13 protein-coding genes, 1 other RNA gene and 4 pseudogenes are annotated in these 14976 nt (G+C 55.4%); 14 read left to right on the top strand and 4 right to left on the bottom strand.

Annotated features, from left to right (window positions below; all coding sequences use genetic code 11):
- The first annotated feature begins 9 nt into the window (after positions 1-9).
- From KGD89_RS03725 to ssrA, 6 genes are all read left to right on the top strand, one after another.
- Positions 10-834, top strand: coding sequence for a (Fe-S)-binding protein (locus tag KGD89_RS03725; RefSeq protein WP_025258477.1), 825 nt, complete (start codon positions 10-12; stop codon positions 832-834).
- The gene (locus KGD89_RS03720; RefSeq protein ID WP_025258476.1) at positions 831-2288 is read left to right on the top strand and encodes a LutB/LldF family L-lactate oxidation iron-sulfur protein; all 1458 of its coding nucleotides are present in this window, start codon (positions 831-833) and stop codon (positions 2286-2288) included. The genes KGD89_RS03725 and KGD89_RS03720 overlap by 4 nt, the downstream gene beginning before the upstream one ends.
- A complete protein-coding gene (locus KGD89_RS03715; protein ID WP_025258475.1) occupies positions 2288-2959 on the top strand; it encodes a LutC/YkgG family protein in 672 nt (223 codons plus the stop codon). The genes KGD89_RS03720 and KGD89_RS03715 overlap by 1 nt, the downstream gene beginning before the upstream one ends.
- Positions 2956-5766: an FAD-binding and (Fe-S)-binding domain-containing protein gene (locus KGD89_RS03710; RefSeq protein ID WP_025258474.1), complete on the top strand. Its 2811-nt coding sequence runs from the start codon at positions 2956-2958 to the stop codon at positions 5764-5766. The genes KGD89_RS03715 and KGD89_RS03710 overlap by 4 nt, the downstream gene beginning before the upstream one ends.
- Positions 5767-5905: 139 nt before the next feature.
- On the top strand, positions 5906-6193 hold the full coding sequence (locus tag KGD89_RS03705) for a hypothetical protein (RefSeq protein ID WP_025258473.1): 288 nt from the start codon (positions 5906-5908) through the stop codon (positions 6191-6193).
- A 115-nt stretch (positions 6194-6308) separates the two neighbouring features.
- Positions 6309-6700: a transfer-messenger RNA gene (gene ssrA / locus KGD89_RS03700) on the top strand.
- A 107-nt stretch (positions 6701-6807) separates the two neighbouring features.
- Here ssrA and KGD89_RS25935 read toward each other — a convergent pair.
- Positions 6808-7009: pseudogene (locus tag KGD89_RS25935) on the bottom strand (glycoside hydrolase family 19 protein); the annotation flags it as partial.
- Positions 7010-7253: 244 nt separating this feature from the next.
- Here KGD89_RS25935 and KGD89_RS03695 point away from each other — a divergent pair.
- The 3 genes and pseudogenes from KGD89_RS03695 to tnpC all read left to right on the top strand — a co-directional run bounded on the left by KGD89_RS03695 (position 7254) and on the right by tnpC (position 10023).
- Positions 7254-7919: a hypothetical protein gene (locus KGD89_RS03695; RefSeq protein ID WP_143008743.1), complete on the top strand. Its 666-nt coding sequence runs from the start codon at positions 7254-7256 to the stop codon at positions 7917-7919.
- A 238-nt stretch (positions 7920-8157) separates the two neighbouring features.
- The gene (gene tnpB, locus KGD89_RS03690; RefSeq protein ID WP_025258471.1) at positions 8158-8517 is read left to right on the top strand and encodes an IS66 family insertion sequence element accessory protein TnpB; all 360 of its coding nucleotides are present in this window, start codon (positions 8158-8160) and stop codon (positions 8515-8517) included.
- Positions 8518-8535: 18 nt separating this feature from the next.
- Positions 8536-10023 (top strand): annotated as a pseudogene (tnpC, locus tag KGD89_RS03685) (IS66 family transposase).
- A 129-nt stretch (positions 10024-10152) separates the two neighbouring features.
- On the opposite strand, the gene KGD89_RS03680 reads toward tnpC, so the two are convergent.
- Positions 10153-11046, bottom strand: a complete 894-nt coding sequence (locus KGD89_RS03680; protein WP_025258470.1) for a restriction endonuclease — start codon at positions 11044-11046, stop codon at positions 10153-10155.
- 177 nt (positions 11047-11223) lie between these two features.
- On the opposite strand from KGD89_RS03680, the gene KGD89_RS03675 reads away from it, so the two are divergent.
- Entirely contained in the window at positions 11224-11370 is a 147-nt protein-coding gene (locus tag KGD89_RS03675; RefSeq protein ID WP_155951529.1) for a hypothetical protein, read from the top strand.
- 78 nt (positions 11371-11448) lie between these two features.
- Here KGD89_RS03675 and KGD89_RS03670 read toward each other — a convergent pair.
- Positions 11449-12348: pseudogene (locus KGD89_RS03670) on the bottom strand (IS3 family transposase); the annotation flags it as partial.
- A gap of 73 nt (positions 12349-12421) precedes the next feature.
- Here KGD89_RS03670 and KGD89_RS03665 point away from each other — a divergent pair.
- Positions 12422-13447: an IS110 family RNA-guided transposase gene (locus tag KGD89_RS03665; protein WP_025258469.1), complete on the top strand. Its 1026-nt coding sequence runs from the start codon at positions 12422-12424 to the stop codon at positions 13445-13447.
- Between the two features lie 260 nt (positions 13448-13707).
- Here the strand turns inward: KGD89_RS03665 and KGD89_RS03660 are convergent.
- Positions 13708-13968, bottom strand: a pseudogene (locus KGD89_RS03660) (transposase); the annotation flags it as partial.
- Between the two features lie 64 nt (positions 13969-14032).
- Here KGD89_RS03660 and KGD89_RS03655 point away from each other — a divergent pair.
- The 3 genes from KGD89_RS03655 (at position 14033) to tnpB (KGD89_RS25925) (ending at position 14958) form a co-directional block, all read left to right on the top strand.
- Positions 14033-14212 (top strand): helix-turn-helix domain-containing protein, encoded by a 180-nt coding sequence (locus KGD89_RS03655; RefSeq protein ID WP_074569184.1) that lies wholly within the window; start codon positions 14033-14035, stop codon positions 14210-14212.
- A 96-nt stretch (positions 14213-14308) separates the two neighbouring features.
- The gene (tnpA, locus tag KGD89_RS03650) at positions 14309-14626 is read left to right on the top strand and encodes an IS66-like element accessory protein TnpA (protein WP_015885959.1); all 318 of its coding nucleotides are present in this window, start codon (positions 14309-14311) and stop codon (positions 14624-14626) included.
- A complete protein-coding gene (gene tnpB / locus KGD89_RS25925; RefSeq protein ID WP_025258467.1) occupies positions 14623-14958 on the top strand; it encodes an IS66 family insertion sequence element accessory protein TnpB in 336 nt (111 codons plus the stop codon). Before tnpA ends, tnpB (KGD89_RS25925) begins: the two co-directional genes overlap by 4 nt.
- Positions 14959-14976: the final 18 nt, after the last annotated feature.

Raw genomic sequence — 14976 nt, 5'->3', positions numbered from 1 at the left:
AAACACCTGATGAGCGAGCTTTTCTACAACGCCTCACCCAATGCCACCCGCGTCGCGCCACCGCGTCATGGGCCACGGCAATACCCGACTGAAAAACCGCAGCGGGTTTACCTGTTCGGCACCTGCGTGGTCGACCTGTTTTTCCCTGACGCCGGGATGGACGCCATTCACCTGCTCGAACGCGAAGGTATCCAGGTCGACTACCCTCAAGAACAAAGCTGCTGCGGACAACCGGCCTACACCAGTGGCTACACCGAGCAGGCCCGGGAAGTGGCACGCGCTCAACTGGCGCTGTTCGCGGGGGACGATCCGGTCATCGTGCCTTCTGGCTCTTGCGCCGGAATGTTTCGCGAACATTATCCCGAACTGTTCAAGGACGAGCCTCACACCCTTGAGCAGGTTCGCGCCCTGGCTGCACGAACCTATGAGCTGACCGAATTCCTGCTGTTCGTCTGCAAGACCCGACTGAACGATCAAGGCCAACCGATCAAGATTGCCCTGCACACCTCCTGCTCGGCGCGTCGTGAAATGAACACCCACCTGCATGCTCGCGAACTGCTGTCGCAACTGGGCAATGTCGAGCGTGTGGATCACGATCATGAAAGCGAATGCTGCGGCTTCGGTGGGACATTCAGCGTGCGCATGCCGGATATTTCCGGAGCGATGGTGGCCGACAAGACACGCGCCCTGAAGGCGTCCGGTGCAGACCAGATTCTCACCGCCGATTGCGGCTGCCTGATGAATATCAACGGCGCACTGGAGAAACAACGCGAATCCCTGCGCGGCCTGCATCTGGCCAGCTTCTTGTGGCAACGCACCGGAGGACAGCGATGAACACGCAAACCCGGATTCCGGCCGTGGAAGTCGAGACGGACTTCCGCTCCCGCGCCCATCAGGCCCTTGGCGACACCCAGTTGCGCGGTAACTTCCGACGCGCCATGGACTCGCTGATGACCAAGCGTGCGGCAGCCTTCAGCGACCCCGAAGAACGTGAAGACCTGCGCGAACAGGGCAATGCGATTCGCGCACGAGCCTTGTCCAGACTGCCGGATCTGCTGGAGCAGCTTGAACGCAATCTGATCCGCAACGGCGTGAAGGTGCATTGGGCCGAAACCGTCGAGCAGGCCAATGGCATCGTGCTCTCCATCGTCAACGCCCACGAAGCCAGACAAGTGATCAAAGGCAAGTCGATGGTCAGTGAAGAGATGGAAATGAACGACTTCCTGGGCGAGCGCGGTGTCGAGTGCCTGGAAGCAGACATGGGCGAATACATCGTGCAGATGGACCACGAAAAGCCCTCGCACATCATCATGCCGGCCATCCACAAGAACGCCGGTCAGGTGGGCAAACTGTTCCATGAAAAACTGGGCGTCGATTACACCACCGACGTCGATCAACTGATCCAGATCGGCCGCCGTGTGCTGCGCCAGAAATTCTTCGAGGCGGATATCGGCGTCTCCGGCGTCAACTTCGCGATCGCCGAAACCGGCACTTTGCTGCTGGTGGAAAACGAAGGCAACGGGCGCATGGTCACCAGCGTGCCACCCGTGCATATCGCCGTGACCGGCATCGAGAAAGTCGTCGAAAACCTGCGCGACACTATCCCCTTGCTGTCACTGCTGACCCGCTCGGCACTGGGCATTCCGATCACGACCTACGTCAATATGATCTCCGGCCCGCGCAAGCCACACGAACTGGATGGCCCGCAGGAAGTGCATCTGGTGCTGCTGGATAACGGCCGTACCCAGGCTTTTGCCGACAGCGAATTGCGCCAGACCCTGAACTGCATTCGTTGCGGCGCCTGCATGAATCATTGCCCGGTCTATACCCGCGTCGGCGGACACACCTACGGCGAGGTGTATCCCGGCCCCATCGGCAAGATCATCACCCCACACATGGCGGGCCTGAGCAAAGTGCCGGATCACCCCAGCGCCTCATCACTCTGCGGTGCATGCGGCGAAGTCTGCCCGGTGAAGATCCCGATTCCGGCCTTGCTGCGCCGCCTGCGCGAAGAAAACGTCAAGGCACCGGATGCGCCCGACCGGGTGATGCGCGACCAGGGTCGCAAGTACTCGCGCAAGGAACGCCTGATCTGGAACGCCTGGTCGAAACTCAATACCTCGCCGGGCCTGTATCGCGCATTCGCTTACCTCGCCACACGCTTGCGCAGCCTGATGCCAGGTGATGTCGGGCCATGGACACAAAACCATAGCGCCCCAAAACCCGCAGCCCGCTCCCTGCATGAAATGGCCCGCGAGCATCTGAAAAAGCGGCCCGGAGAACTCTGATGAGCGCCAAGCAAAACATCCTCGCCAAACTGCGTCAGAGCCTGACAGGAACGACGCCGATTGCTGACAACTTCAATGAAGCCCTGGTGACAGAACCCTGGACCTACGCCCCTGAGGAGCGGATCGCCCAGCTACGCAAGCTGATGGAGGCCGTGCACACCGAAATCCACCTGTGTACGGAATCGGACTGGCCCCGAAGGCTTGGCGAGTTGGTGCATGATCGCCAACTGCCCAGCCTGCTGATCGCGCCCGGCACCGCCCATGGCCAACGTGTCACTGAACACTGGGCAACCCGCCCCGAACTGCCAACGCTCAAGCACTACGACCGCCCCATCGAGCAATGGAAAAAAGAACTGTTCGATGACACACCAGCCAGCTTCACCACTACCGCCGGGGCAATCGCAGCCACCGGCAGCCTGATCCTCTGGCCGACCCGGGAAGAGCCGCGCTTGATGAGCCTGGTACCGCCCGTGCATTTCGCCCTGCTCAAGGCCAGCGAGATCTACAACAACCTCTACGAAGCGCAGCGCAAACAGGACTGGACCGGCGGCATGCCGACCAATGCCCTGCTGGTTTCCGGCCCCTCCAAGACTGCCGATATCGAACAGGTGCTGGCTTACGGCGCCCACGGCCCCAAAGACCTTGTGGTCCTGATAGTGGAAGACGCATGAGCCTGTCAGAAAACTTCATCCGCGAAGCCCGACGCCTGATCCCCGAACACCGCCGCTTCGACGATCCGCTTTCGACACTGGCCTTCGGTACTGACGCCAGCTTCTATCGACTGATCCCCCAGTTGGTGATCCGAGTCGAGTCCGAAGACGAAGTGGTGGCCCTGCTCAAGCTGGCCCAGACCGAGAAAGTCCCGGTGACCTTTCGCGCAGCAGGCACCAGCCTTTCCGGCCAGGCCATCAGCGATTCGGTATTGCTGGTGCTGGGCGATAACTGGAACGCCCGCGAGGTCCGCGAACAAGGCGCGCAGATTCGTCTGCAACCCGGCGTCATCGGCGCACAGGCCAATGCCTGGCTGGCGCCGTTCGGACGCAAGATCGGACCGGACCCGGCCTCGATCAACGCCTGCAAGATCGGCGGCATCGTCGCCAACAACGCCAGCGGCATGTGCTGCGGTACAGCCCAGAACACCTATCACACACTGGCAGGGATTCGCCTGGTACTGGCTGATGGCACACGCCTGGATACCGAAGACCCGGCCAGCGTGCAGGCCTTTCGCGCCAGCCATATCGTCTTGCTGGAACAACTCGCCCACCTGAGCCGAAAAACCCGCGCCAATACCGAACTGGCCGCCAGAATCCGCCACAAATACCGCCTGAAAAACACCACGGGCCTGTCACTCAACGCCCTGGTGGATTTCGATGAGCCGCTGGATATCCTCAGCCATTTGCTGGTCGGCTCCGAAGGCACGCTGGGCTTCATCAGCGCCGTGACCTACAACACCGTGCCCGACCATCCGCACAAGGCCTCGGCCCTGATCGTCTTCCCGGACGTGGAAACCTGCTGCAACGCCGTCACCGTACTTAAAAGCCAGCCGGTCGCCGCCGTCGAACTGCTGGACCGGCGCAGCATGCGCTCGGTGCAGGACAAACCCGGCATGCCAGCCTTTGTCCGTGAACTCTCGGAAAACGCTTGCGCGTTATTGATCGAAGCACGGGCGGCGTCCGAAGCTTTACTGCATGAGCAACTGGCACACATCATGGCGTCGCTGGCGTCCTTCCCCGTCGAAAAACAGGTCGACTTCACCGAGGACCCGCTGGAAAACGCACGCCTCTGGGCCATTCGCAAAGACACCTTCCCCGCCGTCGGCGCCGTGCGCCAGACCGGCACCACGGTCATCATCGAAGACGTCACCTTCCCGGTAGAACAACTGGCCATTGGCGTGCGCCGCCTGATCGCGCTGTTCGACAAACATCACTATGACGAAGCCATCCTGTTCGGCCATGCGCTGGAGGGCAACCTGCACTTCGTCTTCACCCAGGGCTTCAACAACCCCGAAGAAGTCGCCCGTTATCAGGCCTTCATGGAAGACGTGGCGGAGCTGGTGGCCGTGGAGTTCGGCGGCTCACTCAAGGCCGAGCACGGGACGGGGCGCAACATGGCACCCTTCGTCGAAAAGGAATGGGGCAGCGACGCCTATCAATTGATGTGGCAACTCAAACGCCTGCTCGACCCCAACGGCATTCTCAACCCGGATGTGGTGCTCAGCCACGATCCGCAGATCCACTTGAAGCACCTGAAACCGCTGCCCGCCGCCGACGAAATCGTCGACAAATGCATTGAGTGCGGCTTCTGTGAACCGGTCTGCCCTTCCAAAGGCCTGACCCTGAGCCCGAGGCAACGCATCGTCATCTGGCGCGACATTCAGGCGAAAAAACGCGCCGGAACTGACACTCGAAAACTGGAGCGCGATTACCACTATCAAGGCATCGACACCTGCGCCGCCACCGGCCTGTGCGCCCAACGTTGCCCGGTTGGCATCAACACTGGCGAACTGGTCAAAAAGCTGCGCCATCAGGAAGCACAGCATGCCAGGACGGCCAACTGGCTGGCACACAACTTCAAGGCAGCGGTACAAGGCGCACGCTTTACCCTGCATGCCGCCAACGGCGCGCGCATGTTGCTGGGCGCGCCGAGACTGGCAACACTGTCAGCAAAACTGAGCAAGATTTCCGCCGGCCGCATCCCGCAATGGACACCGGCCATGCCACAGCCTGAACACGCCATTCGCTTCACCCCGCCCATCGAGGACCAACGTCCCAGAGTGGTTTATCTGGCAGCCTGCGTCTCTCGCGTGATGGGGCCTGCGGCCACTGATCGCGAGCAAACCTCACTGCTGGACAAGACCCGTGGCCTGCTGGAAAAAGCCGGTTATCAGGTCGTCTTCCCGGACAATCAGGACAGCCTGTGCTGCGGCCAGCCTTTCGCCTCAAAGGGCTACAACCAGCAAGCCGACGAGAAACGCCAGGAACTGCTGGCCGCGCTGATCAAAGCCAGCCGCGGCGGGCTGGACCCGATCTATTGCGACACCAGCCCTTGCACCCTGCGACTGGTACAAGACCTCAAGGACACACGCCTGGATCTCTACGACCCGGTGCGATTCATCCGCACGCACCTGCTGGACAAACTCACCTTTACCCCGCAACAGGAACCCATTGCCGTTCACGTCACCTGCAGCACCCAGCACCTTGGCGAAAGCCAGGCACTGATCGAACTGGCTCGCCTGTGCAGCGTCAACGTGGTCATCCCGGAAGGCATACATTGTTGCGGATTCGCCGGAGACAAAGGCTTCACAACGCCCGAACTGAACGCCCACGCCTTACGCTCTCTCCAGGGTGCGGTGCAGTACTGCAACGAAGGCATCTCCACCAGCCGCACCTGTGAAATCGGCCTCTCGCAGCACAGCGGCATCGACTATCACGGGCTGGTTTACCTGATCGACCGGGTGACGCAGGCGAAATCCGCATGATGGCAACAGGCATTACAGGCATGAAAATAAATAGAACCCCTGCGTTTCAGCACAGTCCACCCTTGTAAGCCCGTATTTGAATGGGCTTCCCCAACCCATGGGCAAAGAGCCCAAGCGACCGGTAATCAAGGAGAGACATATGAAGCGTACCGCCCTGACTGGACTACTCCTCAGCTCTGTCATGCTGGCTTCCCCGGTGTTCGCCGCCGATGACTTGTGCGGCAGCAACTTGCAGACCATCAAGGACGCCCAGGTTTCCACCAACGTGAACCTGAGCCCCGACCTGAAACAGTCCCTGGCAAAAACCGAAACCGACGCACGGGCCGCCCAGGCCAAAGGCGATAAAAAAACCTGCATCGAACTGACCACCCAAGCCATCACCGAACTGAAAAACCTCGGCTCGGGCAGCGAAGGCGGCAACCGGTAAGAAAGCGCCTGACAAGGCCAGCCAGCGCGCTGGCCTTGTCGGCAAAGCAAGACGCGGGTCGACGCGCCCCATCAATTGGCGTAGACTCCCGCCCAATGACTGCGAAAGCAGTCTCGGGGCCGATTAGGATTCGACGCCGGTGATGAAACTTTAGGTGCATGCCGACTTGGTAACAGAAGTCGTAAATCCACTGTTGCAACTTTCTATAGTTGCCAATGACGAAAACTACGAGGGCTACGCTCTCGCTGCGTAAGCGGCGCGACTAGCTCTTCTGGTAGCTTCGGCTCCAGCAATCATCAGGGGATGCCTGTAAACCCGAAATGATTGTCATATAGAACAGGATCGTCGCTTAGGACGTTGTGGCCGACGCGACTAAAACTTACACAGCTCGCCCAAAGCACCCTGCCCGTCGGGTCGCTGAGGGTTAACTTAATAGACACGGCTAAGCATGTAGTACCGACAGCGGAGTACTGGCGGACGGGGGTTCAAATCCCCCCGGCTCCACCAAACAAGCCATACAAATCAAGCACTTAGCGTTCTCGCAAGTGCTTTTTTTGTGCCTTTTGGGGCCGTTTTGGCTGGGTAATGCCAGCTTAATGACAGCATGACTGACGCCAAAACCAGTCAGCGAACATAGCGCATGCTCCATCTGCTCAGGATGCTTGAGCAGATCCAACACCAGCGCCTCGCCGCAAGCGGCATAGTTCACTCGCCCCTCGTCACTTGGATAAGCCCACGGCTACAATAGAGTTGGCCATCGCCCTCCTCTTCTGGAGTGCTACACAACCGCACGACCAAGCGGCTGGTATAGTATCTACACTAGGGACGCACCTGAGAATTAATAAATGCCTATGAAAGTCATGATATTGAGTTGAAAAATACCATTTTTTAGACAGCCTTTTTTGTGTACGTGGCACTCAGCAAAATAAGTGGGTTGTGGTAGAGTTTTGGGGGGCATTCGCAATGCGCGTCTGAATTCAGACGCACGACGCCGCACATCAGAAAAGAAAATTCAATACTTTTGAAAAGCCTCAGCACACAAAGGGACTTAGCATTACTCATGGCGCAAGAACATATCCAAAATACGTTTCCAGAAGTCTTCATAATTGAGTCGCTAAACTTTGACGATGAAGACGAAAAAAAGTTTGAAGGCAAAATTCTGTATGACATGCTAAGGCTATGTGGAAAAGATCCTAAGTACTATTACTTTAGAACCAAAGACGAACTAGTCCATCTAGCACTAAAATTCCGAGAATCCAATTACAGATTCCTTCACGTTTCATGCCATGGTGCAGAAACTTCAATCGAAACAACCTTAGATCAAGTGACGTACATCGAGTTTGCCGAAATCTTTGAGGGTCTACTCAGAAATCGGAGATTATTCATGTCTGCATGCAGCGCAGGCAACGAGCTTTTTTCAGAAATCTTGTTTGGTAGAAATAGGGGCATGTACTCTATCGCAGCCCCCATAGACAAAATAGAGTTCAGGAAGGCCATTGGAATGTGGAGCGCATTTTATTCAAGCTTATTCTCCACAAACTCCAGCTACGTCAAAAACGACGCTATAATAAACTGTTTAAGCAAACTAACAGAGCTATTTAACGAGAGATTTATATTATCTTGGCATGACAGCGTCAACAAAAAAATCACCAACAAGACCTTTAACACAAAAGCACCTACAAAATTCAAAAGAGCAAAAACCAAAAGCCCCCCTCCTCTAATTTAAAACCATGATGGGCATCATGAACCAAGCTGCCGGTGGCGGCTTACTCTCCACGACCAATGGGGGATGGAAAGTAGGAATGACAGCCGCAAATCAGAGGTAGCCTGGCGACTACGCAATTGAGTCTGAAGTTTCTGTGCATCGCTCAATTCCTTGGTAAGTAATCCATGATCCCCACATTCCAAGCCTGCATTTGATCTCCGATGCTGTGCTCCCGATCTTTTTCTGGAGCCAGCAACTCATGATGCATCCCGACGTCAAAGTCGAAAAAGTCTATCTCTACCCCAAACCGGTGGATTTCCGAAAGTCCATTGACGGTCTGGCCGCTCTGGTAGAACCGGATGTCAAGGTAGCGGTGTTTGACCCCGTACTGTTCGTCTTCCTCAACAAGCCCCGCAACCGAGTCAAGATTTTGTATTGGGAGCGCAACGGCTTCTGTCTTTGGCTCAAGCGCCTGGAGTCCGAGCATTTCAAAACATCGCCTGATCCCGCGGATGAGGCGATTATCCTCAGTATTCAGGAACTGAATTGGTTGCTCGACGGTTCCGATCTCTGGCGTAACCGTCCTCATCAAGTTTTGATGCCGCGTTACGTGGCGTGACCCGGTATAATCCGGGCCATGATTTCTCTGCCCGATGACCTTCCTGATGATCATGTCTTGCTCAAGCAACTGCTGCTTGAGGCGCTCAATCGCCAGGAAGAATCGGCCCAGGCTTATCAGGCCCACATCGTCGACCTGAAAGAACAGATCAAGCTGTTGCGCGACCGCCTGTTTGGGCGCAAGTCCGAGCAAACCGTTGAGCCAATACGCCGCAATTAGCTTTGTTCAATGAGCCTGAAAGCGAGCCTATGTCTTCAGTCGGTGACGCAGATGAAGAAGTTGTTGAACCGACACCACGCCGTGGCAAACGCAAGCAGTTGTCGGCCGATCTACCGCGTATCGAAGTTATTCATGAACTGCCCGAGCACGAACTGACCAGTGCTTGCGGTTGCCGCAAACATGCCATCGGCGAAGAGACCAGCGAGCAACTGGACATCGTGCCGATGCAGATCCGGGTCATTAAACATGTCCGCAAGGTCTACGGGTGCAGGGGCTGCGAAGCAGCCCCTGTGACGGCTGACAAACCTGCTGACCACCAAGTATGTCGACGGTTTACCGTTGCATCTGTTTGAAACGGTACTCAGCCGCCACGGTATCGATATCCCTCGGCAAACGCTGGCTCGCTGGATTATCCAGTGCAGTGAATACATTCAGCCGTTAATCAATTTGATGTGTGACCGACTGCTGGAAAGTCTGGTAATCCACTGCGATGAAACCCGTGTCCAAGTGTTGAAAGAGCCGGATCGAGATCCGACCAGTCAATCCTGGATGTGGGTGCAAGCCAGTGGCCCGCCTGATCGAAAAGTTGTGCTGTTTGATTACACGTCCAGCCGTGCGCAGGAAGTGCCGTTGCGCTTGCTGGACAGTTATCGCGGTTATGTCATGACCGATGATTACGCTGGCTATAACGCATTGGCGTTGCAGCCAGGTGTGGAGCGTCTGGCGTGTATGGCCCATACACGATGTAAGTTCGTGGACGCGCAAAAAGTGCAGCCCAAGGGGAAAACCGGACGGGCCGATATCGCGCTGACGATGATCAACAAGCTGTACGGCATCGAGCGCGAGCTCAAGGACGTCAGCGATGAACAGCGGTTCATCGGTCGCTAGGAGAAAAGCCTGCCGATCCTGACCCAACTGAAAAACTGGCTGGATAAAACCCAGTCGCAGGTTACGGCACAAAGTGCGTTAGGCAAGGCAGTGCATTATCTGGCAAATAACTGGAGCAGGCAGGAGCGCTATGTCGAAGCGGATTACTTGCCCATCGACAACAATGCGGCCGAAAGAGCGATCAAGCCGTTTGTCATCGGTCGCAAGGCCTGGTTCTTCAGCGATACCGTCAACGGTGCCAGTGCGAAGATCTACAGCCTGGTCGAGACCGCCAAGGTCAACGGCCAAGAGTCTTATACGTGGCTGCGCCACGTACTTGAGCAACTGCCGCACGCCTCGTCAGTAGCAGACTACGAAGCTCTGCTACCGTGGAACTGCTCGCCAGAAATCCCACAGTAAACCGTTGACCCACTGTCGGGCAGGTGGGGTTTATGGATCGCATACCAAAGACTTGCGGCTGCGGAACACCGTACGCCTGTCTCTACCCCAGTCATAAGGAATCGTCTCGAGATTACGTAAATAGCATCGTCAATCAGGTATTAAGTTAGAGCTAAACTCCATGCTGCCGTTTATTTGTCCAGAGCTTTCAGTTAGTGCAAAATGTGCAAATTCAGATTTTTTCTTATCGAAAAAACCGCCTGCAAGGTATTGCTTGCCATCGTATTCAACTGGCTTTGGATTGAGCTCTCTATAGTTTGATGAGTAGTTCATACGAATATGGAGTTTGTCTGGTTGAATACGCGCGCCATTACGATCCTCAAAGGTATGGTTTTTGCCTAATTCTACTGTGATCTCGGCCCAGGGTTCTTGGGCGCCGCCCAATTCATTCTCTCTTAACTCTTTAAAGTGAGATTGGGCAACGTTGCTTTCGCTCCAGACTTTTGAGGCAAAACTCCCCACGTCCATCAACGCCCCATTTATAATCACTTTCGTGTCTAAGCCGAACTGAAAACCGGAGTTGGCAAGCTCAGCACTGCAGTCTATGGCAAGCTGGGCTAGTTTATAACTGCGTCCATACATTGCCAGTTTTTTGAGTGGTGCGAAGTGTTTTGACCAGTTTTCTGATCGGGCTGCATTGAATGTTAGGGTTTTAATATGATTTGCAATGGCGTACTCTTTCGCGGGCTTAGAAAATCCTGAGTGGCTCACCACGACAGTTTTATTGATTCCAAGTTTTCTGTGCTTTTCTTTAAAGCTTTCGAGCGCTCTAATTCCAACAGGCTTAGAAAGTTCAGTACATTCCACTGCTATCTTGATTTCGCAGCCAGAAATTACGCTTTCTATTAGAATATCCACTTCACGCTCACACTTGCCTTCATAATCATAAAGCATTGCAGATTCCGTCAGCTTCGCATCTGCTGAGGCTAACTCTTTATTAATTATTTTGACTAGTTTTTGATAGTGATTAGTTCTGGCTGGCATACGTTGTACGCGATCCTTTTCATGCTGATTGATACGTTAAGTCACTTAGTACCCTGCGTTTAACACCTAACGAAAGCCCGGATGCAAGAGCTGGAAGCACATTACATGGACTGTTCGCTAGTAACGGAAGCCCGGCTATCGCTGAGCGAGAACGAACTCCCACCTGGTACCGAGCCCATGCTGCAGCACGTCCGCCAGAGTACCCTGCGTGAGATCGTGCAGAGCGAACAGCGTACACCAGGTAGCGATGAGGTCGTCAGTTGGGTGCGCAACTGTTATCGCGAGCCCCCCTTGTCGGCGACATTGCCCGTGCAATGTTCGTGATCAACGAAGACCTAGTAGTGGCCGACACTGAGTTGCCTACGCCCGCCGACAGGCACTGGAAGATTGGTTTTGTAGTGGTCAACTGATCCCGGACACGACGTTAAGTCTTTTTTCGGACTGAGCTGGTGGCAGTCCGTTATTGAACTGGTGTGGCCGAATCCAGTTGTAGCGATGCATCAGATAATGACTGATATCGCGTTGAGCCTCCTAGGCCGTCATGTAGCCAACGGTCAGTACCCACTCTGTTTTCAGGCTCCGGAAAACACGCTCCATCGGCGAGTTGTCGTAGCAATTACCTCGACGACTCATGCTCTGACGTATGCGGTATCGCCAAAGCCGTTGGCGAAACTGGCGAATACCGTATTGCGAGCCCTGATCCGAATGAAACAGCAGACCTTGGGGCTTGCCGCGCTGTTCATATGCCATGTCCAGAGCCTTGATCACCAAGTCCGCGTCCGGTTTTTCTGACAATGCCCAACCCTCAATTCGGCGCGCATAGAGATCCATGACCACGGCCAGGTAATGCCATTTCCCTTGTGCCCAGATGTAAGTGATGTCTCCACACCAGACTTGATTGGGCGCGGGCACATCGAACTTTTGATTCAAAATATTCTGAATGTCTGGTCGCTCCACCGTTGCCTTTTTATAAGCATGCGAACCCGGTTGTTTGCTGATCAACCCCAACTCCCGCATCAGGCCGCGCACCTTGAACCGGCCGATCTGCTCGCCATCTTCTTGCATCATCGAAACGATGCTACGGCTGCCGGCAGCGCTTCGACTTTGCGTGAACAGTTCGTTGACTCGACTGCGTAATCTAACCCGCTCAACGTCCGGAGTTCGGCGCCTAACACGATGGTTGTAGTAGCACGAGCGCGGCACATTAAAGGCTTCGCACAGCAACTCAACCGACTCACGAGCACTCAACTGATCAATCAGGGCATGCGCTCGTGCTCTTCCGACATCAAGAGCGCGGTAGCCTAATGAGATGGTCACCCCCACACCTTGAGAGAGCTAGGCTTTCCCAGGGGGTTACGTTTCGGAGGCCATCATCATGAGCGAGTTAGCAATGGTCGGGATTGATCTCGGCAAACACAGCTTTCATCTGCACGGTCAGGACAAGACAGGCCGGGGGGTGCTTCGTAAGAAACTCTCACGTCAGCAGATGATGCAGTTCTTCAGCAACCTTCCGGTATGTACCGTAGTGATGGAGGCCTGTACTGGAGCGCATTTCGTTGCTCGCCAATTGATGGTCATGGGGCATGAAGCCAAGCTGATTTCCCCTCAGTTCGTTCGCCCTTACGTCAAGGGTAACAAAAACGATTTTGTCGATGCCGAAGCCATCTGCGAAGCGGCATCACGTCCGTCCATGCGTTTCGTTTCGCCTAAGACCGAAGCCCAGCAGACGCTTTCGGTTTTGCATCGTCTACGAGAGTCACTGGTGCGAGACCGCACCAAAACCGTCAACCAGATGCATGGTTTCCTGTTGGAGTTCGGGATTAGCCTACCCAGAGGGTTGGCTATCATGAAGCGCCTGCCGGTCATCCTGACTCAGCATGAGCTGCCCACTCGTCTCATGACACTCTTGGATCGTTTGCGCGAACACTTCAACTACCTAGACGGCCAAATCAGGGATTTGGATAAGGAGCTGGCCCGCCAACTGGCTGACGATGATCTTGGCAGTCGTTTACTGAGCATTCCATGTGTCGGCCCGATCACCGCCAGCCTGTTGGCTGTGGAAATGGGCGATGGCAAGCAGTATGCGTGTAGTCGTGACTTCGCTGCATCTATTGGCTTAGTGCCAAGGCAATACAGCACCGGGGGTAAGGCCACTTTGCTGGGAATCAGCAAGCGCGGTGACAAAAATCTCAGGCGATTATTGGTTCAGTGTGCTCGAGTTTATCTTCAGCAATTGAAAATCCAGCATGGTGCGTTGGCAGATTGGGTTCGCTCGCTGCAGATACGACGGCACTCGAACGTGGTGGCCTGTGCCTTGGCCAACAAACTGGCTCGGATCGCTTGGGCGATCTCAGCTGGTCATGGAGTATTTAATGCAGGGCCAGATGCCGTGGCTATCTGACCCAGCTGTTGTTCTAGTGCCACAACCCACTTTCAGGTTTTGCGATAGCTGAACAATGGATGACGTGAACGGCCCACCGGCCTGGCGAAGAACCTGCTTTAAAAATCGGCTCTGCAAGAAGCCGTTAGCCTTTTCAGGATCGTCAGGCGCGACTCTCATCATGGCGCGGGTGACTCACCCAATAGACGCCGGATAGATTTAAGCAAGCCAAGCACTTCGCCCAATAATCAGCATTGCAAAAACGGGGGTGACCATAGATTTTTTAAAATGGATTTCTCACGCTCAAGGCGAGCGATTCGAGCTTCCAATTCCTGGATTTTCTGCTGCTCAGGCGTCAGAGCCTTACTCTGCGGAGTAACGCCGTTGCGCTCCTGCAGGAGTTGATTAACCCAGTGACGCAACGCGGACTCGACCACCCCAAGCGAGCGGCTGGCTTCGATATGGCTATAGCCTTGATCGAGCACGAGGCCTGCGGCCTCGCGTTTGAATTCAGCTGAAAAGGAACGACGTTGTTTGGTCATCAGACACCTCTATCTGGCGAGCATTCTCGCCTAAATGGGTGTCCGGTTTCATTAGACCACTACAGTGCGTACCCTCAGAAAAGGGTTAGGCTTGTCTCAGGAGGCGCTGGCTGATGCCGCTGAAATTGACAGGTCGCACATGGTTAAAATCGAACGCGGTGAACGGAATGTTACATTCTTAAATATCGTAAGGATCGCGGCAGCGCTCAGCTGTAAGCCATCAAAGCTGATAGAACATGCGTAAGCGGATGGCGAACACACCTACCGAACTCCAGTATTTAGGGCGATGGTGTCCGCGCATTTTTAAGCGGACGCGATCACCCTTATCGCCAGGATTTCCATGCGCCAACGCAGCTCTTACCCCAAACCATTTAAAGCCCAGGTCGTCCAGGAATGCCTGCAACCTGGAGCGACGATTTCCAGCGTAGCCATCCATCACGGCATCAACGCCAACGTGATCCGCAAGTGGCTACCGATTTACCGGGATCAATCACCCGCAACTCTGCCGGCCTTCATCCCCGTACAAGCTGCACCCAAGCGCGCAACAGAAGAGACGGTGATCATCTCACTGGTTCTGGGCGATAAATCCGTCACCGTAAAATGGCCAGCCTCAGATCCGGACGGCTGCGCGTGTTTTATCCGTGGCCTGGCCCAATGATTCGTATCGACTCCATCTGGCTCGCCACCCAGCCCATGGACATGCGGGCCGGCACTGACACTGCACTGGCCCGGGTGGTTGCCGTGTTCGGTGCGGCGAAGCCGCACTGCGCCTACCTCTTTGCCAACCGCCGGGCCAACCGCATAAAGGTGCTGGTGCATGACGGCGTTGGTATCTGGCTGGCGGCACGGCGTTTGAACCAAGGAAAATTTCATTGGCCGGGCATCCATCGTGGGTTGGAGATCAAACTCGACCCCGAACAACTCCAGGCGCTGGTACTTGGATTACCCTGGCAACGAGTCGGTGCGGGCGGCGCAATTACATTGCTTTAAACGCTCCTTTCAGCTGTA

Origin of the sequence: Pseudomonas cichorii, from assembly GCF_018343775.1 — a bacterium.
GTDB lineage: Bacteria > Pseudomonadota > Gammaproteobacteria > Pseudomonadales > Pseudomonadaceae > Aquipseudomonas > Aquipseudomonas cichorii.
This window is presented reverse-complemented; position numbering and strand designations above follow the sequence as displayed.